The organism is Mycobacterium paraffinicum (genome assembly GCF_001907675.1).
In the GTDB taxonomy this organism is placed as follows: Bacteria; Actinomycetota; Actinomycetes; order Mycobacteriales; family Mycobacteriaceae; genus Mycobacterium; species Mycobacterium paraffinicum_A.
Genome location: NZ_MPNT01000036.1, coordinates 35,153 through 54,439, shown reverse-complemented (window position 1 = coordinate 54,439; position 19,287 = coordinate 35,153). Strand labels below are relative to the sequence as shown.

Annotated in this window: 21 protein-coding genes; 8 read left to right on the top strand and 13 right to left on the bottom strand. The window is 66.7% G+C overall.

What is annotated here, in order from left to right:
• Positions 1-123 precede the first annotated feature (123 nt).
• A complete protein-coding gene (locus tag BRW65_RS26345) occupies positions 124-1,299 on the bottom strand; it encodes a thiolase family protein (protein ID WP_073879703.1) in 1,176 nt (391 codons plus the stop codon).
• A 187-nt stretch (positions 1,300-1,486) separates the two neighbouring features.
• On the opposite strand from BRW65_RS26345, the gene BRW65_RS26340 reads away from it, so the two are divergent.
• On the top strand, positions 1,487-1,879 hold the full coding sequence (locus BRW65_RS26340; protein ID WP_073879701.1) for a DoxX family protein: 393 nt from the start codon (positions 1,487-1,489) through the stop codon (positions 1,877-1,879).
• 227 nt (positions 1,880-2,106) lie between these two features.
• Here BRW65_RS26340 and BRW65_RS32500 read toward each other — a convergent pair whose 3' ends face one another.
• Entirely contained in the window at positions 2,107-3,207 is a 1,101-nt protein-coding gene (locus tag BRW65_RS32500; RefSeq protein ID WP_244168216.1) for a TIGR03086 family metal-binding protein, read from the bottom strand.
• Positions 3,208-3,433: 226 nt separating this feature from the next.
• Between BRW65_RS32500 and BRW65_RS26330 the strand changes: the two genes are divergently transcribed.
• The gene (locus BRW65_RS26330; RefSeq protein WP_073879699.1) at positions 3,434-4,321 is read left to right on the top strand and encodes a DMT family transporter; all 888 of its coding nucleotides are present in this window, start codon (positions 3,434-3,436) and stop codon (positions 4,319-4,321) included.
• On the opposite strand, the gene BRW65_RS26325 is transcribed toward BRW65_RS26330, so the two are convergent.
• Positions 4,322-4,687, bottom strand: coding sequence for a bleomycin resistance protein (locus BRW65_RS26325; RefSeq protein ID WP_073879697.1), 366 nt, complete (start codon positions 4,685-4,687; stop codon positions 4,322-4,324).
• Positions 4,688-4,824: 137 nt separating this feature from the next.
• On the opposite strand from BRW65_RS26325, the gene BRW65_RS26320 reads away from it, so the two are divergent.
• Positions 4,825-5,577 carry a sensor domain-containing protein gene (locus BRW65_RS26320; protein ID WP_073879695.1) on the top strand — a complete coding sequence of 251 codons (753 nt, stop codon included), beginning with the start codon at positions 4,825-4,827 and terminating at the stop codon, positions 5,575-5,577.
• 3 nt (positions 5,578-5,580) lie between these two features.
• Here the strand turns inward: BRW65_RS26320 and BRW65_RS26315 are convergent, their stop codons facing one another.
• Entirely contained in the window at positions 5,581-6,594 is a 1,014-nt protein-coding gene (locus BRW65_RS26315; protein WP_073879693.1) for a TIGR03617 family F420-dependent LLM class oxidoreductase, read from the bottom strand.
• 106 nt (positions 6,595-6,700) lie between these two features.
• On the opposite strand from BRW65_RS26315, the gene BRW65_RS26310 reads away from it, so the two are divergent.
• The gene (locus BRW65_RS26310) at positions 6,701-7,165 is read left to right on the top strand and encodes a hypothetical protein (RefSeq protein ID WP_073879691.1); all 465 of its coding nucleotides are present in this window, start codon (positions 6,701-6,703) and stop codon (positions 7,163-7,165) included.
• Positions 7,166-7,171: 6 nt separating this feature from the next.
• Here the strand turns inward: BRW65_RS26310 and BRW65_RS26305 are convergent, their stop codons facing one another.
• Together BRW65_RS26305 and htpG are read right to left on the bottom strand one after the other, a co-directional pair.
• Positions 7,172-7,387, bottom strand: a complete 216-nt coding sequence (locus tag BRW65_RS26305) for a hypothetical protein (RefSeq protein WP_073879689.1) — start codon at positions 7,385-7,387, stop codon at positions 7,172-7,174.
• A 103-nt stretch (positions 7,388-7,490) separates the two neighbouring features.
• Entirely contained in the window at positions 7,491-9,437 is a 1,947-nt protein-coding gene (gene htpG / locus BRW65_RS26300; RefSeq protein WP_073879687.1) for a molecular chaperone HtpG, read from the bottom strand.
• A 113-nt stretch (positions 9,438-9,550) separates the two neighbouring features.
• On the opposite strand from htpG, the gene BRW65_RS26295 reads away from it, so the two are divergent.
• Entirely contained in the window at positions 9,551-10,171 is a 621-nt protein-coding gene (locus BRW65_RS26295; protein WP_073879685.1) for a TIGR03085 family metal-binding protein, read from the top strand.
• 1 nt (position 10,172) lies between these two features.
• Here BRW65_RS26295 and BRW65_RS26290 read toward each other — a convergent pair whose 3' ends face one another.
• Positions 10,173-11,153 (bottom strand): nitrilase-related carbon-nitrogen hydrolase, encoded by a 981-nt coding sequence (locus tag BRW65_RS26290; RefSeq protein ID WP_073879683.1) that lies wholly within the window; start codon positions 11,151-11,153, stop codon positions 10,173-10,175.
• A 59-nt stretch (positions 11,154-11,212) separates the two neighbouring features.
• Positions 11,213-11,599 (bottom strand): hypothetical protein, encoded by a 387-nt coding sequence (locus BRW65_RS26285; RefSeq protein WP_073879681.1) that lies wholly within the window; start codon positions 11,597-11,599, stop codon positions 11,213-11,215.
• Between the two features lie 227 nt (positions 11,600-11,826).
• On the opposite strand from BRW65_RS26285, the gene BRW65_RS26280 reads away from it, so the two are divergent.
• The gene (locus BRW65_RS26280) at positions 11,827-12,726 is read left to right on the top strand and encodes an NAD(P)H-binding protein (RefSeq protein ID WP_244168215.1); all 900 of its coding nucleotides are present in this window, start codon (positions 11,827-11,829) and stop codon (positions 12,724-12,726) included.
• A 13-nt stretch (positions 12,727-12,739) separates the two neighbouring features.
• Here the strand turns inward: BRW65_RS26280 and BRW65_RS26275 are convergent, their stop codons facing one another.
• The 3 genes from BRW65_RS26275 to BRW65_RS26265 form a co-directional block, all read right to left on the bottom strand.
• Positions 12,740-14,290 carry a class I adenylate-forming enzyme family protein gene (locus BRW65_RS26275; protein WP_073879677.1) on the bottom strand — a complete coding sequence of 517 codons (1,551 nt, stop codon included), beginning with the start codon at positions 14,288-14,290 and terminating at the stop codon, positions 12,740-12,742.
• Positions 14,287-15,132: an acyl-CoA thioesterase domain-containing protein gene (locus BRW65_RS26270; RefSeq protein ID WP_073879675.1), complete on the bottom strand. Its 846-nt coding sequence runs from the start codon at positions 15,130-15,132 to the stop codon at positions 14,287-14,289. Before BRW65_RS26270 ends, BRW65_RS26275 begins: the two co-directional genes overlap by 4 nt.
• A 122-nt stretch (positions 15,133-15,254) precedes the next feature.
• Positions 15,255-15,992, bottom strand: a complete 738-nt coding sequence (locus BRW65_RS26265; protein ID WP_208611930.1) for a VIT1/CCC1 transporter family protein — start codon at positions 15,990-15,992, stop codon at positions 15,255-15,257.
• Between the two features lie 310 nt (positions 15,993-16,302).
• Here BRW65_RS26265 and BRW65_RS32495 point away from each other — a divergent pair, with 310 nt between their 5' ends.
• Together BRW65_RS32495 and BRW65_RS26255 are read left to right on the top strand one after the other, a co-directional pair.
• Entirely contained in the window at positions 16,303-16,953 is a 651-nt protein-coding gene (locus BRW65_RS32495) for a chitin-binding protein (protein WP_244168214.1), read from the top strand.
• Positions 16,954-17,242: 289 nt separating this feature from the next.
• The gene (locus BRW65_RS26255; RefSeq protein ID WP_073879673.1) at positions 17,243-17,578 is read left to right on the top strand and encodes a hypothetical protein; all 336 of its coding nucleotides are present in this window, start codon (positions 17,243-17,245) and stop codon (positions 17,576-17,578) included.
• A gap of 7 nt (positions 17,579-17,585) precedes the next feature.
• Here BRW65_RS26255 and BRW65_RS26250 read toward each other — a convergent pair whose 3' ends face one another.
• Together BRW65_RS26250 and BRW65_RS26245 are read right to left on the bottom strand one after the other, a co-directional pair.
• The gene (locus BRW65_RS26250) at positions 17,586-18,221 is read right to left on the bottom strand and encodes a class I SAM-dependent methyltransferase (protein WP_073879671.1); all 636 of its coding nucleotides are present in this window, start codon (positions 18,219-18,221) and stop codon (positions 17,586-17,588) included.
• Positions 18,218-19,150 carry an SAM-dependent methyltransferase gene (locus BRW65_RS26245; protein ID WP_073879669.1) on the bottom strand — a complete coding sequence of 311 codons (933 nt, stop codon included), beginning with the start codon at positions 19,148-19,150 and terminating at the stop codon, positions 18,218-18,220. The genes BRW65_RS26250 and BRW65_RS26245 overlap by 4 nt, the downstream gene beginning before the upstream one ends.
• Positions 19,151-19,287 lie beyond the last annotated feature (137 nt).

The following is a 19,287-nucleotide window of genomic DNA, read 5'->3' as shown; positions in this document are numbered from 1 at the left end:
ACCCAACACTCGTACGCTGAACCTTCACTGGGGCCTCCCACATCTGTGGCTCTACGGCCAGGACCCATTTCCCGACCGCAACCCACGTTCACATGTGAGCGAGGCCCCAGCCCCCCATACCGTCTAGACCTCGATCACCACGGCGCCGCCCTGACCGCCGCCCGCACACATGGCCGCGACGCCGATGCCGCCGCCGCGCCGGGCCAGCTCGTAGACCAGCGTGGTCACCATGCGCGCACCCGAGGCCGCGATGGGGTGGCCGAGGCTGCAGCCGCTGCCGGAGAAGTTCACCTTTTCCTCGTCGATGCCATACTCCCGGCACGCCGCGATCGGCACCGAGGCAAACGCCTCGTTGATCTCCCACAACGCCACGTCGTTAACCGACAGACCGGCCCGCTGCAGCACCTTGCCGATCACCTTGACCGCGCCCAGACCGCAGTCCCGCGGCGGCACGCCCGCGGCGGCCCACGCCCGTACCGTGCCCATCACGTTGAGGTTCTCGGCCGCGGCGTAGTCGCGGTCGACGAGGGCCACGGCCGCCGCGGCGTCGTTGGTGCCGCTGCTGTTGCCCGCCGTGATCGAGAAGCCCTCGATCTCCGGGTGCAGCACTTTCAGCCCGGCGAGCTTCTCCACCGTGGTGTCCCGGCGAGGGTGTTCGTCGACGGAGAACTCGGTGACCGAACCGTCGAACTGGGTGACCTTCAGCGGGATGATCTCGTCGACGAACTTGCCCGCATCCATGGCCGCGATGGCGCGCTGATGTGACCGGGCCGCCCAGGCGTCCATCTCCTCGCGTGTGATCCCGACCGCCTGCGCGGTGTTCCAGCCCACGGTGATCGACATGTCCCTGCCGGGCGCGTCGGGCGTCTCCACATGGGTCGGCGGCATCCATTGCTCCTGGAACTTCAACTCCGGGCCCGGGATCCGCCAATTGGTCAGCGGCATCATCGACAGCGACTGCACGCCGCCGGCGATCAGCACGCGCTCCATCCCGGAGCCGATCTGGGCCGCAGCATTGCCGATGGCGGTCAGGCTGCCCGCACAGTGCCGATTCACCGACTGGCCGGGAATGTCCTCCATCCCCGTCGCGGTGGCCGCGTACCTCGCCAAATCCCCACCACCGTAGTTCGATTCGGCAAAGATGATGTCGTCGATGGCGGACGGGTCGACGCCGGACCGGCGCACCACCTCGGGGAGCACCGTGGTGATCAGCGTCTCGGGGGGTGTGTTGACGAGCGTGCCCTTGAAGGAGCGGCCGATCGCCGTCCGAACCGCTCCGACAATGACGGGTGTAGCCATATTCAACCTCGAACGGTCTGGCTGCGGTCGGCAGCGCGGGTGTCAGTAGATGACGCGAATCGTAACAAATACCGTATGGCCAATAGTAACTGGCCTGAGTTCACCGCGACATGCTGGCCGGTCGCAACGTTTGCGGGATCATCCACTACACCGACGCAGACCGCGCGTGACAGGACACAATGGGTCGATGACAACGAGATCAGTCGCCATGCGGGACACCACCGAGCTGACCGCGTATCGCGTCGCGGCGATGCTCCTGGGGGTGGGGACGCTGCACTTTGTGGCGCCCAAGCCGTTCGACACGATCGTTCCCGCCGAGTTGCCGGGTAGCGCCCGGTTCTACACCTATGCGTCGGGAGTGGCCGACGTCGGTGTCGGGGCGGCGTTGCTGCCCCGACGCACCCGGCGACTGGCCGCGCTCGCCGCGGCCGCGTTGTTCGTCGGGGTGTTCCCGGCCAACATCAATATGTGCCGGCTGTGGTGGAACAAGCCCTGGCCGATGAGGATCGCCGCCCTGGCGCGACTGCCCCTGCAGATCCCCATGATCACCACCGCACTCAAGATCAGCCGCAACAGCTGAGGCCCCGCGGTCCGCCACACGCGTCACAGCCGTTGCCGGCGCGGGGGATGCGCGGAGTGCCCGCCGCTGAGCGACACGCGCGTGTGGGGTTTGCTTCGTATGCGAGATCAAGGGGCGGCAGAATTCACCGCGCCCGCGAGTTCCGGGACGCGCCAGCGTTTCCCGCCAGCTCGGAGTGCCTGAGCGGCAACGAAATTCAGGCCGCCGACAAAGCAGCGCCCGACCCGTCATACGCTGCCGTCGACTGAGCGACCGAGGTAGGCCATGAGCCGCGCATCCGAAGGCGCGGAATGAGCTGGACCAAAGCCACCCGGTCGCCGCAACAGCGGCTCCGGCACCGACTCAACCAGCCCGCGGCTCAGCGCCAGCAGGTCCTCGGGCAGCTCAACCAGCCGCCCTTGTGAGCGATGGATGTCCCAGGCATGCATGGCCAAATCCGAGACCGGGTAGGTCAGCGCCCGGCGCAACGGGACCTGACCTTCCGGCGATTTCCGCATCCCGTCGAGGTCGGCGCCCGGCAGGGCGCCGTGTAGTCGCGTTGCGAGCTCGCGAAGCCGTGCCGCTGGGTCGTCGCATGCCCATTGGGAAGGCTGCGAGGGACCTTCCCAGATCTCGCCGTCCTCCACGAGCGTCACGACTTTGGCAGCGCTGCCGGTGACGTGACCCACCAGGTCGCGCACGCTCCACCCCGCGAGGTTAGACGGCTGGTCCCAGCTGTCCGGTGAAATGTCGCCGACGGCATCGATGAGCAGATCGAACGCCTCGGTAGCCATCGCGCCGATACGGGAGGTCGGTTCGTCAATCTCGTGCATCTGCGTGCGAGAAGGCAGCTTTGGCGATGTGGTATCGGGCTGCAGCGAGTCAATTTGCGACGGCGGTTCGTTCGGCGCCTCATCGCGATGCAGCCATACGAACTTGTTCTGGCCCGCTCCGCCCACCAGGAAAGGCCGCACCAGGCGCGGGTACGCCCGCACAGCTTCCGCGCGGGAAATCAATTCGGGCCTTGCGAGCGAGTACTCGCTACCGTTCCAGGTCAACGCGCATCTGCCCGCGTCCAACACATTCTCCAGCCAGTCAACATGGGGGTATGCCGCCGCAAGCACGAAACCATCACCGAGCGGGTAGGCGCTCAGCGGCGTCACATACGTTCGGCCGCTGCGCCGACCGACGTGCTGCAGGGCGCTCAGGTTGAAGTAGAGCATTCCCAGTCGGGTTCCGGCGATCGTGCGCAGATAGGGATTAACCCGCTTGGTCAGTTGGCGCGTCGAGTCGCTGACACGCGGTATTCGCAGCAGCATTCCCCAGCCGACCAAGAGCAGATACAGCACCGCGACGACAGCGGCCGCGAGCGCGGGCGGTGCCAGCAGCGCGTGCCGAAGTCTTCGGCCTGTCATGCGCCATGCCTCCTAAAGTTTTCGCGGGAAAGCTCCCGCTACCATCGGCCGCGCACGGCCCAGGCGGCTAGGGTCGCAAGTCCTCGTATCGAGTCGCCCGGTTGAACTCATCAACCGCGGGCGCAAGACTTGATGTTGGCTAACTACACAGGAGGGCCGCTTGGGCAGGACAGATATCGCCGCGGTTCTCGCGATCGCCGCCGCCCTGATGGTCGGTATCGGAGACGTCATCCAGCAGCGATCCGCCCAACAGGTCACCGACGAGCCGGTCGGCACCGTGGCGCTGTTCCGCCAGCTCCTCCGCGATCGCCAATGGTGGACGGGCAGCCTGGTGGCCGCCGCCGGATTCGGATTGCAGGCCGCGGCGCTGGACCTGGGGTCGGTGGTGCTGGTGCAGGCCCTGTTGGTGACATCCTTGCTGTTCGCGTTGCTGATCAGCGCACGGGTGAATCACCGGAGAATCACGGCGCGGCAAGGCATTTGGGCCGTGCTGCTGGCGGCCGCGGTGGCGGTGGTGGTGACGGTCGGCGACCCCCAGGAGGGGACGCCACGAGGGTCGGTGCATACCTGGACCGTCGTCGCGCTGGTCATGGGTCCGGCGCTGATCTTGTGCGTGATCGGCGCGCGCATGTTCCCCGGCGCGGTCGGCGCGTTGCTGCTGGGTCTGATGTCGGGCTCGTTGTGGGGATTGTTTTCGGTCCTGACGAAGGGTGTGGTCGACCAGCTGGACCGCGGCATTCCCGCCCTGCTGCGTCTGCCCGAGGTGTACGTGTGGGTGGTGGTGGCCATCGCGGCGACGGCCTGGGAGCAGTCCGCGTTCCGGGCCGGCCCGCTCACCGCGTCGCTTCCGGCCGTGACCGTCGCCGAGCCCGTCGTCGGATCGGTGCTCGGCGTCACCGTGCTCGGTGAGACGCTGCGCACCAACGGCATCGGCCTGGTGGCACTGGGCCTGTCGGTCGCGGTGATGGCGGCCGCGACGGTGGCGCTGGCCCACAGCCAGGCCGCCGGGGCTCCCCCGACCGACGAAAAGCCCGCGGTGTCAGCTTGATCAGATCCGCGAGCCGACCCGGTGCGCGGTGCCGTCCGGATCGACATAGGCGAATTCGCGCAGACCGTACGCAGTGTCCTGCGGTGGGACCAGGCGGCCTTCAAGGTCTTCCAGCGCCGCCCATTCCGCATAGACGACATCGGCATCGCTGACGTAGAGGTACACGCTTGCGGCGGTTCGCAACGGGTCGTGCTCGTCCCATTCGGTGAGGTGGATAGATACGGATCCGCGGTCGACGAAGCCGTAGCGGTCTGGCCCGTCGTAAGCGCGCGCGGCAAAGCCAAGCCGCCGGTATCGAGCCAGGGCGACGTCGAGATTTCGCACCGGGACGATCGGCGCTACCGAGGTGAAGTCGACTGCGGCCACGTAGCGAACATATCGCTTAGCCCCGAACCCCCTCGCAACACCTGGCTGCTGAAGTACGCTGCATCGGACCAACTTTTGAATAGGGGACGCGCTGGGGGTGCGCGAAATGGCTTGCCTAGGCAGGAAAGGCACTCGACATGCGCCAGCTGACAGCTTCAGTCGCCATCGCCGCCGCCGGAATACTGCTCGCCGGCTGCAGCCACGATGACGGGGGCGCCGCCGCCTCGTCGTCGACTACCAGCAGCGCCACGGGCGCGTCGAAGACTCCCCTGGCGAAGGCGCAGCTGCCCGACCTCATGCTCAGCCCGAGCGATATCGACACGATGCTGGGGGTCACGGGCACAACCAGCGACCCACCGAAGACCGCGCTGGAGGAAGACACGGCCAAGCGCACCGATTACACGCTTCCCGCCGAATGCAAGTACGCCCTCCACGCGGCCCTGGCACCGGTTTACGCGGACAGCGGCTATACGGCGGTTTACGGCTACCACGACCTTGCGCCCGCTCCCCCGGGCGCCGATGACCTGGAAAGCCCTGACGTGTACCAGTTTGTCGTGTTGTTCCCCGCGCCCGATCAAGCGAACGCGTTTTTCACCACCTCGGCCCAGCAATGGCCGGGCTGCGCCAACCGCGGGGACACCGTACCCGCCGACGGCAACCATCCCGAACTTCAGTGGAAGGTCGGACCGGTCGCCAACGCCAACGGGGTGCTGAGCACAACCGTGACGCTGTCCTTCAGCCGAAACGGCGTGAACCTGAGCATCCCCTGTCAGCGGGCGTTGACCGTCCGCAGCAACGTCGTCGTCGACGTCGACGCGTGCCGCAAGGACGCGGGAGACCTCGGTGTCAACATCGCCAATCAGATCGCCGGGAAAATCGGCAAGCAATAGCCGTCACTGCCGGATCTGACGGGCCACCTCGCCGTACCGCTCGAACCGCTCCGGATCGCCCACGGCGTTGTAAAGCACTAGGCGCGTGGCCTTTCCGGCATATTTGTCGGTCAGTGCGTCGGCGAGTCCGTCCCACGTCGACTCGGTGGCGAAGACGGCGATGTGGTCGTCGGTGACCTGAGCGGCCATGCCGGCCATGTCGCCGGCCTTCTGCTTCTCCCGGATCCGGGCGGTCGTGCCCTCGAACCCGGCCTGGTCCCAGATGAACGCGTAGTTGGGGGTGCTGCCGTAGAAAGCCATACTGGCGCGCACGCCTTCTCGTTGCCTGTCGCGCTCCTCGTCGGTGTCACCGACGATCGTCATCACCGGCACAATCACGGCGATGTCCGCAGGCGAACGTCCCGCCTTCGCCGCCCCGTCGGCGACGTTGGGCAACACGTGTCGGGCGATGTAACCGGGCTCGCCGATCGGATGCACGTGCACGCCGTCGGCCACCTCGCCGGCCATCCGCAGCATCCACGGATTAACCGCTGCGATATCGACTTTCGGGTCGGGCGCGTCGATCGGACCCGGGCTCCATTGGGGGGTGATGAAGTCGAGGTCGTAGAAGTCGCCGTGATGGTCGAGCGTTCCGGAGCGGAACGCCGCGAAGCAGGCCTTGACCGCGAACAAGTAGTCGCGCAGCCGCGGTCCGGGCCGCTCGAACGCCACCCCGTAGCGCCGGACGACGTGTGTGCGCACCTGGGTGCCCAGGCCCAGCCGGAATTTCCCGCCGGTCGCTTCCTGAAGCTCCCAGGCCGTGGCCGCCGTGACGAAGGGGCTGCGCGGGAAGGCCACCGCGACGCCGGTCGACAACTCGAGGCCGGGTGCGGCCTGCGACGCCACGGCGGCGTTGAGGTAGGCCGTGCGGCCCGTCTCGGTGAACAACAGACCGGAGAAGCCGGCGGCTTGCGTTCGCCGGGCCAGATCGCCGATCTCGTGTAGCGGCTGCGGGACCGTCATCGCGTCGACGTGCATGAGCGGAGCCTACGTGGGCTCGACGCTTGCCGGACGACCGCGTCACGGTGTTAGCTCTTTAGTCGTCAGCAACCAACGCCGCTTCGCTAACAGGAGGCTCGCCAACATGCTTCGTGGATTGGTCATCGTCGGAGCAATCGTTGCGGGGATTGCCGGGACACCCGCTGCCCAGGCCGCCCCAGCGACGACGACCACCGCGCCTTCACCCGCGCCGACGACGGGCGCGTCGCCCACCACCAGCACGCCGGCGTGCGTCGGGCTATCGATATGCCCGCCACCGCCGCCGGACGCCGAGGGAAATCCGGCGTGCTACTACGCGGACGGCTGGCGCGGCGATTCCTCGGGCGCCGGGATCGAGGTGTGGTACTTCCGCGACCCGCAGAGCCCGCCGAAGCCGGACAAGGTCACCGCGCTGGTGCGCAAGAAGGACGGCACCAGCGAGTCGCAGGACGCCGAAATCGCCGCCGACCAACAGGTGCATCGGTTCGGCTTCCCCTCCGTCGCGCCGTCCGTGGTTCAAGAGGTGTTGTTCACCAGCGGCAACGGCCGCTGCTTCGTCATCGGGCCGTGAAGCCGATCAGCGCGTTGCGGGGCGGTGGCTGACCGGAGCGGTGAACCCCTGCGTGTCGTCGAAGTTGGCCCACTGGCCGTCGTCGTTGACCTCCATGCGCCAACCAAGCTCCGTGCTGCCGCCGACCGAATGGATGAACCACGCGTGTGCGGACTCCGCGCTGGCAAAATCCTTCGTCGCGACGACCCGCCCACGCGGGTCGATGACGCGAAACTCAGCCATGGGAGGTGATTATCCCTGCCAGCGGCTTTTCAATCCGCCAATCTCCCATTTGCGGGTACGGCCCGCCGCGAACGCCGCGAGCGCAACCCCGGCAAATCCCCGGCTACACCGTGCGGGTCAACCGGTCGGCGAGCAGTTCGGCGAACCGCGCCGGATCGTCGAGCGCGCCCCCTTCGGCGAGAAGGGCTGTGCCGTAGAGCAATTCGGCCGTTTCGGCGACCTGGGCGCGCGCGGCGTCGTCCTCCGCCTTCTTTTGGGCCTCACGCAACCCGGTCACCAGCGGGTGGTTCGGGTTGAGCTCGAGAATCCGCTTGCCGACCGGGATGTCCTGCCCGGACGCGCGGTAGAGCCGCGCGAGCGCTGGAGTGACGCCGAAGGCGTCGGTGATCAGGCAGGCGGGCGACTCGGTCAGTCGGCTGGAGAGCCGCACTTCCTTGACGTGGTCGCTCAACGTTTCCTTCATCCAGGTCAGCAGGTCGGCGAAGTCCTTCTGTTGCTCCTCACGCTCGGCCTCGCTCTCCTCTCCTTCGGAGCTCAGGTCCACTTCGCCCTTGGCCACCGACTGCAGCGGCTTGCCGTCGAACTCGGTCACCGTTCCCACCCAGACCTCGTCGACCGGGTCCGTGAGCAGCAAGACCTCGTAACCCTTGGCTTTGAAGGCCTCCAGATGGGGCGATTTCAGGATCTGTTGCCGCGTCTCGCCCGTCGCGAAGAAGATCTGCTCCTGCCCCTCCTTCATGCGCTCCACGTACTCGGCGAGAGTGGTGGCCTCCTCGTCGCTGTGCGTCGAGGCGAATGAGCATATTTGCAACAGGGTCTCGCGGTTGTCGAAGTCCGACAGCAGACCCTCTTTGATGACTCGGCCGAACTGGGTCCAGAAGCTGCGGTAGTCGTCGGGCCGCTCGGACTGCAGCTCCTTGATGGTGGACAGCACCTTTTTGGTGAGCCGCCGGCGGATGGCCTTGATCTGCCGATCCTGTTGCAAGATCTCGCGCGAGACGTTGAGCGACATGTCCTGCGCGTCCACGACGCCCTTGACGAAGCGCAGGTATTCGGGCATCAGCTGGTCGCAATCGCCCATGATGAACACCCGCTTGACGTACAGCTGGATTCCGATCTGGGCGTCGCGGTTGAACAGGTCGAACGGTGCGTGGGACGGGATGAACAGCAGGGCCTGGTACTCGAAGGTGCCCTCGGCCTTCATCGCGATGACTTCCAGCGGGTCGTCCCAGGCGTGCGCGATGTGCTTGTAGAACTCCTTGTACTCCTCCTCGGAGACCTCTTCTTTGGGCCTGGCCCAGAGCGCCTTCATCGAGTTGAGGGTCTCGACTTCCGTGGTGACGGTCTCCTCGCCGCCGTCCTCCTCAGCGGGAGTCCGTCGTTCGACCTCCATTCGGATGGGCCAGGCGATGAAGTCGGAGTACTTCTTGACCAGGCTCCGGATCTTCCACTCCGAGGTGTAGTCGTGCAGCTCGTCCTCGGCGTCTTCGGGCTTGAGGTGCAGCGTGACCGACGTCCCCTGGGGGGCATCCCCGACAGACGAGTCGACGGCTTCGATGGTGTAGGTGCCTTCGCCGCTGGATTCCCACCTGGTGGCTTCGCTCTCGCCGGCCTTGCGGGTGAGCAGCTCAACTTTGTCGGCGACCATGAAGCTCGAGTAGAACCCGATGCCGAACTGGCCGATCAGTTCCTCCGAGGCGGCCTCGTTCTGGGCCTCCCTTAATTGCTGACGCAGCTCGGCCGTGCCCGACTTGGCCAGGGTGCCGATCAGCCCGACCACCTCGTCGCGGGTCATGCCGATGCCGTTGTCCCGGATGGTGAGCGTCCTAGCGTTCTTGTCCACCTCGATCTCGATGTGCAAGTCGGAGGTGTCGACGTCGAGGTCTTTGTTGCGGAAGGCTTCCAGCCGCAGCTTGTCCAGTGCGTCGGAAGCGTTCGAGATCAGCTCCCGCAGAAACGAATCCTTGTTGGAGTAGACCGAGTGGACCATCAGGTCCAGCAGTTGCCGTGCTTCCGCCTGAAACTCCAGCTGCTCGACACGCGCGTTCATGACATTCCCTACGTCTCTTCCCGGGTCCCCTTGGAGGACATTGACGCACCAAATTTACCGAGATGCGAGAAGCGCGTCGCTTGGGCCCGTCACGTCGGGCCTAGGCTGAACGGATGTCTGTTGCTCAACGCGAACGAGCCGCCCTGGTGGAGACCATGCGCAGCACCGGGCCGGAGGCGCCCACCTTGTGCGAAGGGTGGAAGACGCGGGACCTCGCCGCCCACCTTGTCATCCGGGAATACCGTCCCGACGCTGCCCCCGGCATCCTGATCCCGTTCTTCGCCGCTCACACCGAGAAGGTGCAGAACCAGGTGGCCGAGCGGGCAGACTGGGACGAGCTGGTCGACAAGGTGGCGTCCGGCCCGCCGCTTTACTCCCCGTTCAAGCTGCTCGATCCGGTGGCCAACGTCCCCGAGATGTTCATCCACCACGAAGACGTGCGCCGCGCGCAGCCGGGCTGGGTGCCGCGCGAACTCGAACCGGCCCTGAGCGGCATGCTGCGCCGCACCCTGCCACTGATGGCGCGGATGACGCTTGCCAAGGTGCCGGGCCGGGTGGCGCTGCGCACCCCGGAGGGCAAGACGCTGCTGACCGCGGGACAGGGCCCGGCCGTCACGGTGACCGGTCCGCCCGAGGAGCTGCTGCTGTTCGCTGTCGGGCGCGCGGCACGAGTCGAATTCGACGGCGATGCCGCGGCGGTGCAGGCCGTCCGCGACGCGCCCAAGGGGCTGTAAGTCAGAGGCCGGTGTGGTCGCTCGCCTCCGGGGCGGCCATGGGCTGGTGGTCGTGGTCTTGGCTTTCAACGGGCGCCTTGGGCGCATGATCGATTCGGAGACAGAGCAATTCGGGACGGCTGTAGTGTCCGCCGGCATCCATCAGTGCCTTGCGCCTGTCGATCAGTGAGAAGTCCAGATCGGCGACCACTTCGCCCTCGCCGGACCGCACCGGCGCGCCGAGCAGCTCACCCTGCGGGGTGATGATCGCGGTGAAGCAGCCATCAGAGATCGGCTCGACGGGCCCGCCCGTGTCGGCGGCGATCCGCGCCTGCTGATCCGCATCGAGCCAGGCGGTCGCGCAGACCACGAAACCGCCGGACTCGAGGGCGTGATTGCGAACGCTGATCTCAGTCTGTTCGGCAAACAATGCGCCACCGAAGCATCCCGGGAACATCGCGGAGTGGATCTGCTCGCCGTCGGCGATCAAGGCAAACCGCGCCAGCGGGTTGTAGTGCTCCCAGCAAGCCAACTGACCGATGCGGCCGACGGCGCTGTCGACGGCGCGAAGTCCGCTACCGTCGCCTTGCCCCCAGATCATCCGTTCGTGGTAGGTCGGACTGATCTTGCGGCGCCGCTGAATCAGACTTCCGTCGGCGTCGAAAAGCAGCTGGGTGTTGAACAGCGATCCGCCCGCACGTTCGTTCACCCCTATCGAGACCACCATGCCCGCTCGGCGGGCGGCCGCGCCTATTGCGTTGGTCGCCGGCGACGGTATGGCCACCGCCTCAGCCATCAATCTCAATTGTTCAGAACTCATTTCGAACGGGCGCTGTACAAACGAGAAGTACGGATAGTACGGAACGAATGTCTCCGGAAAAGTCGCGAACTTCACTCCCTGGCAAGCTAATTCGTCAATCTTTGCGACAACCCTGTCCACCGTGCCTTCGCGGCTGTAGAGTACCGGGCTGATTTGCACAGCGGCGGCTCGGACTGTGGTCATAGCGGCCTTCTCTTACTCGACGTCCGCACACAACGCATCTGGCCAGAAGCGTTGTGCGACTACGGTGTAGTTTCCCAGTGTTTGACCAACGCCGTCCCGGCGAACTTCTCGCGCATCAGGCGTGAGAACGACAGCAGTGCGCTGCGTGGCCGGTGGTTCACCACAATGCGCTGAGTCTGCCCGGCGGCGTTGTAAGTAACGAGAACGATCACCCTCGTCGGCACGCCGCGGACCTCAGCCGTGTAGTCCTCGACGAATCCGTAGTCGCCGCAAGGGCCCGCGTAAGTGAACACCTGATTCTCATATTGCTCGCGGGCGACAACCATGATCGCGCCCACATCTTTCGTTCCGTGCGCCGTGCCGTCCATCGCTGCCGCTTCGAGGGTGACATCGTCGGCCAGATCGTCCAACCACACCGGGTAATAGTCCTTGCCCGCATACGTCATGCCATGCCTCCGTTCGAAGTCCGGTTGTTCCTGACGCGGTGTAGCGCCCGTGCGCATCGGACACGGCACGGCGCCCACGGACATCCCTGGCGTGCATTTTGCACGCTACGCCGTCGGCGGTAAACGGCCTACACTTTGACCACTGGTTATCGGCTGGACGCGCCGGGAGCAGAGGATGAAATGCCGGGTTGCCTGATCGTGGTTGGTCGTCGATTATGACTGAGCCGTTGTATCTGGTCACCGGCGCGGGCGGCGGCACCGCCGGGGTGAGCCGGCTGGTGATCGAGCAACTGCGGCAGCGCGGGGAGCGGGTGCGCGCCCTGGTGCACCGCGACGACGAGCGGGCCGATCCATTGCGCGACATGGGCGCCGAGGTGGTGGTCGGCGACCTCACCGATCCGCAGAATGTCGTCGACGCCATGGCCGGCGTTGATCGCATGTTCTTTTCCATGAGCGTCTCACCCGACTACCTTCAAGCGACGGTGGTGATCTGCGCCGCGGCGCTGGAATCGCGCACCCTCGAAGTGCTCGTGAACATGTCCCAAATGACGGTCTCGCAGATGACACTGACCAGCACAGGCGAGTCTCGTCAACATCGCTTGCACTTCCTGGCCGAGCACGTGCTGAATTGGTCCGGGGTGCCGGTCGTACACATCAGACCGACGACTTTCCTTGACAATCCGATCTTTACGCTGTTTGCAGTTCGCTCAATACGGGAGCGCAACGTGCTCCCACTCCCCTTCGGTACGGGCCGGACGTCGCCTATCGCCGCCAGCGATGTGGCGAGAGTCGTTTCGACCGTGCTGGTGAACCCGACCTCGCACAGGGGGCAGGTCTACGAACTGACGGGTCCGGAGAGCCTGGACATCGATGGATTGGCCGCCCAGTATGCCCGCGCGTTGCACAGGCCGATCACCGGCGCCGATATCCCGCACGACACTTGGGTTGACGAGGTTCTGAAACCGCTCAACCTGCCCGCGCACCTCCAGCAGCACCTCGCCACGATGGCGCTGCTGCACCGGGCGGGCCGCTACGACCGGGCCACGGATGACGTTGAAAGGTTAACGGGCCAACCGGCTTTGACTGTCGAGCGATACTTCGCCGACAACCCCGGACTGTTCTCGTAGCTTTCAGCCAAAATCATCCGAAGGCTTCGCGGAGATCTTTCTTGATCACCTTGCCGAATTGGTTGCGCGGCAACGCTTGAACGATCACCAGGCGCTCTGGGTGTTTGTAGCGGCTCAACCCGCTCGAATGGCAATGCTGCACCAGCGATTCCAACGACACGCCGCCGGCCGCCGCGGGCACCACCACCGCGCATACGCGCTCGCCGGTGCGCGGGTCGGGAACGCCGATGACCGCGACGTCGGCGACCGCGGGGTGGGAGGCCAGCACGTTCTCGACTTCGAGGGCCGAGACATTCTCCGCGTTGCGGATGATCGCATCCTTGATGCGACCGGTCACGCGGACATTGCCGTCCTGATCGACGAGCCCGAGATCTCCCGTGCGCAGCCAGCCGTCATCGTCGAACGCGTCGGCGTCCAGTGCGGGGTCAGCGTAGCCGAGAAAGCATTGCGGCCCCTTGAGCCGCAGCTCACCTTCCTGCCCGACGGGCAGTTCGGCGTCGTCGCTGCCGACCACCCGGACGCTGACCCCCTGGGTCGGCCTGCCGACGGTGTGGTCGAGCGAGTCCGGCGTGTCGGTGAGCGAAGGTGAAGCCGCCACGGGGAATTCGGTGAGCCCCCACGCGTTGGCGATGCCGGGCAGGTTGAACACTTCCCGGACCTGGCGGCCGAGCTCGGCGGTGATGGGTGCGCCGCCGGCCAGGCAGCCGCGCAGGAATGGGAACAGCGGTTGGTCGCCGTGGGCCCGCTGGGCTTCGAGGAAGCCGACAAAGAACGGCGTCGCCGTGCCCAGGAAGGTCGGGTTGTGCGACGCGATGGAGAACGGTGTCGTCGGCGGGTCGAATACCTCGAACAGCGCCAACCGCATGCCGGTCCGCAGCCCGGCGGCCAGCATCACCGCGCCGCCGATGTGCGCGACCGGAAAAGCGATGGGGTCGACGTCGTCGCCGTTGATGCCGATCGCCTCGACCAGCCCGGTCGCGCCGGCCATCACCGATGCGTCGGTATGACGAATTCCTTTGGGCGCCGCGGTGGTTCCCGACGAATAGTAGACCCATCGCGCATCGCCGGCCGAAGCCGGCGGCGACGGGAGCGCACCGGTGTCGGCCTGGGGCAGCCGAAGCTCGCCGCCGACCGGGGGCGTCGCCAAATCGACGGTGATGACCTCTAAGCCCCGGGCCGCGGCCAAGCCGCGCGCCAGGGCGCCGTGATCGAACCCGCGCCAAAGATCGGGCACCACGAGGTATTCCGAGGACAATTGCTCGGTGATGAAACCCACCTCATGCTCTCGCAGTATCGGGATGATCGGGTTTTGCACCGCGCCCAGCCGGGCCAGCGCCGCCATGACGACCATGGTCTCCAGCGTGGTCGGCAACTGCCACGACACGACGGTTCCCGCGCGGATCCCGCGCGCCGCGAAAGCGGCGGCCGTCGCGCAGGCGGCGTCGTGGAATTGCCGCGCGGAGAGCGTGCGCCCGTGATCGTCGGCGAGCAATGGCCGGGGCGATCCCGCCCGCGCCGCATCGGCGATCAGCCGCCAGTAGGTGACGTCACTCCCGATGCTCATTCGTTCGTCGGATTGACCTGCGTCGGGCGGAATCCGGAGTGCGCTATCGCAACCGACACGCCGCTGCCGATGGGACCCTTGCAGTCGACCAGTACGGCCGAACCGGTGGCCACTCCGTCGTGGCTGTAATGGGTCAGCGAGGCCATGCCGATGTTTGGGCCTTCCGGCAGTCGGCTCAGCGTGAGCGTGTAGTCGGCGTTGATGAATTGCAAACCGTTTGTGCCCCAATTAGCCAGGGAGGCGGTGATATCGGCCGCCATGGCGGCGCGGGTGAAGGGGCTGAGCGGTTCGTCGTCGATGAGCGAGCGTGTCTCATGCAGCCAGGTGTATTTCGGGCCGGAGGGGTCGACCCATTCGGGGTCGCGATTCTGCAGTTCGGTGCCCCAGCCATAGGTGCGCATGAAGAGCGTGGGTTGGGCGCCATCCTCGATGGGCAGCGGCGGCATCTGCGGGTTCGGCGACCATACCCGCCCCTCTGGCTGCGGTCCGCGCCGCAGAAACAGCGCGCTGCCCCGCGCGACTGGGGCGCCATGCTGGGTGAGGACGACCTCGACGAGCCGCAGCCGCCGCCGGTCGTGGTGCACGGTGGTGCGCACCTCCATGGGTTCCAGCGCGACCGGGGCGGGAAGGTCGACGGTCAGCCGGGCGGGTTGCAGTTCCGGATCATCGACCGCGCGTTCCACCGCCCACCCGAGGAGTCCGCCGACGACATGCCCGCTGAGCGACGGGCCCCACCCACCACGCGCGATCTGGTTTGGCACGAAACGGGTTTCGTCGCGCAGGAAGTACGGCGCCTGCGCCGCCGAATCGACGTCATCCGGCGCGAGATTCGTTTCGGTCAATGCACGACGCTCCGCCCGGAGTTGGGATCCCTCATCTGAGGATGGCAACAGTAGATATTACAGTTACCAGTCCCGGTCGCCGCGGGTCGAGCCCATTCGGGTCAGTATTTCCGGGCCGCCCCTCAGGCGATCGCTGCGCCCACCAGGTGGCCGATCACGTATGTGATCGCCAAAGCGAGACCGCCTCCGATGACGTTGCGGAGCACCGCGCGACCCTTGGGCGCTCCCCCCAAACCGGCCGACACCGCCCCGGTGATCACCAGCGCGACGAGCACCGCCGCGACCGTGACCGGGATCCTCCACGCCGCCGGCGGAACCAGGATCGCGATCAACGGCAGGAGGGCCCCGATTGCGAACGACAACGCCGAAGACGACGCTGCCTGCCAGGGGTTGGTCAGCTCCTCGGGATTGATGCCCAGTTCGACTTCGGCGTGGGCGAGGAGCGGATTGTGGTCGGTGAGTTCCTCGGCGACGGTGCGGGCGGTCGCCGCCGTCAGGCCTTTCGCCTCATACAGGGCGGCGAGCTCGTCCAACTCGGCCACCGGGTCGTCGCGCAGCTCCTCGCGTTCCTTGTGCAGCAGCGCCTTCTCGGTGTCACGTTGGGTGCTGACCGAGACGTATTCGCCCAGCGCCATCGACACCGCGCCGGCCACCAGCCCCGCGGTACCGGCGGTTAATACCGGTGCGCGTTCCACCGTCGCGGCCGCGACACCCACCACGATGCCCGCAGTGGACACGATCCCGTCGTTGGCGCCCAGGACTCCGGCGCGCAGCCAGTTCAACTTCGATGACACCGAACCCACATGCGGTTCGGACGGATGGGGATGCGACCGGCTCGACACGGCCGCAACGATATACATGAAAGATCCGCAGAACCAGCAAACATAGCCTTGCCAAAGGGCTTACGCCGGCTCGTCGGGCTACCTAAAGGTGCCGCGTCAGGCTGCTGTCGACCGGCGACACGTAAACGCCTGCTGCGACGCGCCGTCGCGGGTCGCAGTGATCTCTGTTTGGCGGTTCCGAGGCCTTCCGTGATGTCGAGGTGCGGCATGAACGCCCAAAAGCTCCGCATGGGCCCCTCACAGCCGTTGCATAGGCAAGCTATCTACGGTCGGGTGATGTAAGGGGGGATTCCGAGGAATTCACTAGTGGCTAGACAGGTGAAGGACTATGAAATTCAAGCAATTTCTTGGGGGGATGACCGTGGCCGGCGCGCTGAGCGCTGCGGCATTGGGCATGGGGGCCGGTGCGGCCAGCGCTGCTCCGGGCGGGCCGCCGCCTGGCCCGGCCGGCAACCATGGCGCACCCGCTCCCGCGGGCATTCACCCACCCAACGCACCCGGTGATCCGGGAGGTCCCGGCGGTCCGGGTGGTCCGGGTGGTCCGGGTGGTCCCGGCGGTCCCGGCCACCCGGGGGGCCCCAACGGTCCCGGCGGTCCGGGCGGGCCTCAGGGCGGACCTGGTGGGCCGGGTGGTCCCGGCGGTCCCGGCGGACCCGATCATCCGGGCGGACCCGGCGGCCCGGGCGGGCCTGACCACCCAGGCGGTCCCGGCGGTCCCGGCGGCCCGGGCGGACCCGGTGGCCCTTGGCACGGAGATCCCCAACGCGGCTACTTCCGTGGCGCCCCATGGGGTGACGGGCCGGCGCCCTGGGGACCCGGTGCGCCGCCACGACCCGCGTGGGACCGGCCGCTCCCCCCGCCCGGTGGATACTGGGGATACGGTCCGATCAACTACTGGGGCTATGAGGAGACTCCCGTGTGGGACCCCGGCTTCAATCAGTGGGGCTTCTGGTTCTTCGGAGTCTGGATTCCGCTGTAAACAGCAGTAAGACGACGCCCGCTTCGCCACTCGGCGAGGCGGGCGTTCGTGCTGTCGGCCCGGTAGCCGGCATGGCGAATCAGACTGACCCGCAGAGCTTTACGCCATCCCGGCGTGCGGACACGACATGAAGCGGATTACCTCGCGGTGGGACTTTTGACCCCCCGGTCAGGGTCCTACGCCATGCCATAGATGCCGTATGGCCCTCGATCGGCATGTCTCGATAACGAAACATGGAGGTCACGGTTCGGATTTCCGCACCAAAACAATCGACCTACGAGGAGGCGCGATGTCGATGCGGCCTGCGCGAGACCCGCGCGTGACGCTCCTCTACCTGGGCACACTTCTCGTCGCCGTGGTTTCTGGAATCTGCGCTTTGACCGCGCTTGCCGCCGGCTCGCCGCTTCAGTTCGGCGTCGCGTCGGCGCTATTCGGCGCCGGGTGGATCGCCACCGACGTCATCGAACGGACGGCTGAGCGCGGACAGGAACGCCACGTCCGGCCGCATGCCGTCACGGTCACCCGTCACGTGCCCACTTACCGACCCTCGCGTGTCGTGTACACCGGCCGCTGCGAGCACTTCTCGCGATCCGCTCCTCGCATCGCGAGCAGGCTGGCCGCCTGACGGTCGCTCAGTTCTTGACGCCGACGGTGATCAGGTCGGAAATGACGCGGGTCCAGACCGGTCGCGGGATCCGGCGCTGCTCGCTGATAACGAACCCGGCGTCTTCGAACATCGCCCGCATCTCCGCCGGCGACGCATTGTGTTGCGGCTTCCACCTATTGGCCGAGGGGGCTTGCAGTCGCGGTTGCCGCGCGCTCAGGGCCGCAACGGCCACCAGTCCACCGGGCGCCAGCACGCGGTGGAATTCGCGCAACGCCGCCGGCTGGTCGAAGAAGTGAAACGCCGAGGTGGTCACCACCGCGTCGAGAGCCCCGTCGTCGAACGGCAGCCGCTCCGCCGGGCCGTGCAACCACTGCACCGCGTCCGTTCTGGCGCGCGCCTGGCCGAGCATGCCGTCGGACATGTCGACACCGTAGATTTCGTCGGGCCGGAGCTCGCGGGCGATGCGATCACTGAGAATTCCTGTGCCGCAGGCGATATCAGCAATCTTGCGGGCGTGGTGCGCGCGCAGCTGGGCTATCACCTCATCGTGCGGCGGACGGTATACCCACCGCTGCAGGAACGGCAGGTCGTAGACCGGGGCCAGGACGCCCCACAGCCGCGTGACCGCGTCGTTGAGCCCTCTGCGACTCGGCTCCGTCATCCGTCCAGAACCGAGCTGTAGTAGATCGTGTCGGCGACGGACACCGAGTCGTTGGTCTGAGGAATCGCCGCCAACCCACTGCCGGCCAGCAGTTCGCTCATCTGCTTGCCGACCGTCCGCCAGCCGAGGTTCTTCAGGTAGTCGGCGACGTCGTTGCGCTCACCCTCGAAACCCAGTTCCTCCCAATCCAACTCGAAGCCGTGGTCGCGCCATTTGGCGGTGGCCCTGCGCATCATCTCGCGGGCTTTCTCGACGTCTTGCTGCGGCCGGTCCGGGATCGCTTCGACGGCCAGCCTGCTGCCCTCGGCACTCAGCGCGGAGATGTTGTCCAGCAAGCGGTCCTGAGCCTCGGGCGGCAGGTACCCGAGCAGACCCTCCGCGATCCACGCGGTCGGACGGCTCTTGTCAAAGCCGGCGTCCACCAGAGCCGTGGGCCAGTCTCGACGCAAATCAATGGCCACGGTGCGCAAGTCCGCCTGCGGGGCGGCACCCAACTCCGCCAGGGTGGTGGTCTTGAATTCGATCACCTCCGGCTGGTCGATCTCGAAGACCGTCATGTCGGCGGGCCACGGCAACCGGTAGGCGCGCGCGTCCAGGCCGGAGGCCAGAATCACGGCCTGACGGATCCCGGCCTTCGCAGCGTCGAGGAAGAACGCGTCGAAGAACCGGGTGCGGGCGGCCATCGCCAAGGGCATGTGCTCGAGCTTCCAGCCGGATTCGTGGTCGTCGACGTCAGCGGCGGCGAGGTCGCCGTCGACCCATCGTGTGAAGAAGTCCACTCCGACGGCGCGAACCAGCGGTTCGGCGAAGCGGTCGTCGATCAGCGGGTCGTCGGCCTTGGTCGCGATCGCTCGGGCCGCGGCCACCATCGTGGCCGTCGAACCCACGCTGGTGGCCAGATCCCAGCTGTCGTGGTCTGTGCGTGGCATACGTCTGTCCCCTTGCAGTCAAAGCGATACTTAGTAGGTATAACGACCGCAAGGGGCGAAGAGTTCCCGAGCTAGTTGGCGTTATCGCGGGCCGGGTCCCCCCGGGCCGCCCGGTCCACCTGGCCCGCCCGGTCCCC